Here is a 2,006-nt window from a genome sequence, read left to right as displayed (position 1 = left end):
TGCATAGTACTTTCCAGCTCATTGAGGGGTCCGTTTGGTTTGGTTTTAGATGGGCCAGTGGGAACCGCGGTCGAGACGGCGTTCCTGCAGCCTGACGGTCCTTGCCTTGAAGCGCGGGGTTCCGTCCTCAATGACGAACTCGTCGTGGTATTTTCCGACCAGGAAGAGATGGCTCTCGCCGGCGCTGACATGGGAGTTGGAGCCGGTGTCCAGCATGTGCTGATGGACGATGAAGGCGCTGATGGCCTTTGCGCTCTTTCCATCCTCGGCGACGTCCACGGTATAGACCGTGGTGTGGCGGGTGAGCGGCGAGTGATCGGTGTTGTGCTTGGGCAGGAGATCGATCAGGTGCTGCATGTCCGTGCGCTTGGCATGCATATAGGTCATGTCCTTGTTGATCTCCGGGCTCCAGGAGCGGATCTGGTAGACGAAGTCGTCCGCGCACAGCGCCAGCCAATCGTTCCACTGCTGGTCGTCCAGCATGATGGTGGCGCGGTAGATCAGGTCTTTGACGCTGGCGGCTGCATCGCCCTTCGCGGCAGCGGCGGGCGCGCCGGCGGCAGACGGTCTTTCGGTGGTCTGGACGTTCATGTTGCCCTCTTGATTGAAGCGTTTCCGGTACCGGCCGCTGCTTCATTCCCCAGTTCAAGCCCGGGGAAGGCGGCGGCTCTTTTGGTTCTCTGCGCAGTCTTCCCAGGGAGCGCGTGAGGCGGGACGAAGCCCGCCCCACGCGGCTGGGAGATCGCGTCCGCTACTCGGCGGCCGCGACAGAGGATCTCTGCGTGAAGGGTTGATCCGGGTGGCTCGGGGACCGGTTCATCCACTTGCCCCACTCGTCGTAGTAGTGGCGCATGCCGTTCTCGTCATGGATGGTCTGGTTCTCCTGACGTCCATGCAGAACCCGGCGCGGCTCGCCCTTGCCCATGGTCGCGCCCTGTCCCTGCACACCGACAAGGTCTTCGTGCAGGTTGCGGCCGAACGGACCCCAGATCGAGTTGTGGTGGTTGATCCGGGTGTTGCGCTCCTCTTCGGTGTCGCGCTTCAGCCCCAGACCCCGGAACTCGATCATCACCTGGTTCGGCCCCAGCGGGGTGACCACGTCACACCGCAGCGCAGAGCCGCGCAGGTTGAAGTTGATGCCCGGGAACAGGTCGATCATGTACCACTGGTTCGGCGGCAGATGGGGGAACGACAGCTCCGCCCGGCTCTCGAAGCCTTCATACTCGGCGTAGTTCACCTCGAACGTGCCGACCGTCACATGGCCATGCTCGAAGGCTTCGTTCTTCCGCGCGAAGTACGAGTCGGTGAAGCCCGTGACCCGGTTATGGTAGTGCATGAAGTCGTGGTAGAACTCCGAGTTGGTGTCGTGCCACAGCTTGTAGTTCGTGTTGATGATGGCCTTGTGGTAGTGGAAGACCTCCATCGGCTCCGCTTCCAGGGTCTTGCGAAGGCATTCGAACGGACCGCCGGCCCACTCCTCCAGCGGGATCGGCTGGTCGTCGAGATTGACCCAGACGAAGCCGCCGAACTTCACCTCGCAGCGCAGGCGGCGAAGACCCGTCTGCTCCTTCTTCAGGCGATCCTGGTAGCCTTCCTTCTCGCGGCTGATATAGACGCAAGAGCCCTTCATATCGAACTGCCAGGCGTGGAACATGCACGTCATCCGCTTCGGGTTGCCTGACGGCTGACCCTCGCGGAAGCTGCCCGACGGGCGGCGCTCGATGAGCATGCCGCGATGGGGGCACACGTTCAGGAACGCCCGGATCTCGTTGTCCGGACCGCGCGTCACGATGATCGGCTCGTTCGCGATGCTCGTCGTCCGGAAGTCGTAAGGCTCAGGCAGCTCCGACTCGTGGCAGACCGGCACCCAGACATGCTTGAAGATGTTCTGGAGCTCCTCCTCGAAAATCTCCTCGTCCGAATAAATCCGGCTGTCCACCCACTCGTCCCCCGCAAGCGGCGGGGTCGCGCTCCACTGCGAATGATTCCTTGCTGGCATTTCAATC

Annotated in this window: 2 protein-coding genes; both read right to left on the bottom strand. The window is 62.2% G+C overall.

Going from position 1 to position 2,006, the window contains the following annotated elements; translation table 11 throughout:
* Window positions 1–45: 45 nt before the first annotated feature.
* The gene (locus A7A08_RS15310; RefSeq protein WP_083226855.1) at window positions 46–591 is read right to left on the bottom strand and encodes an aromatic-ring-hydroxylating dioxygenase subunit beta; all 546 of its coding nucleotides are present in this window, start codon (window positions 589–591) and stop codon (window positions 46–48) included.
* A gap of 160 nt (window positions 592–751) precedes the next feature.
* The coding region (locus tag A7A08_RS15305) for an aromatic ring-hydroxylating oxygenase subunit alpha (RefSeq protein WP_245290969.1) at window positions 752–2,006 on the bottom strand (1,255 nt) is incomplete at its 5' end.

This window comes from Methyloligella halotolerans, assembly GCF_001708935.1.
In the GTDB taxonomy this organism is placed as follows: Bacteria; Pseudomonadota; Alphaproteobacteria; order Rhizobiales; family Methyloligellaceae; genus Methyloligella; species Methyloligella halotolerans.
This window is presented reverse-complemented; position numbering and strand designations above follow the sequence as displayed.

Bases quoted from the DNA above. Each gene is read 5' to 3' on its own strand.
- A7A08_RS15310 (WP_083226855.1), bottom strand. From the start codon at position 591: ATGAACGTCCAGACCACCGAAAGACCGTCTGCCGCCGGCGCGCCCGCC.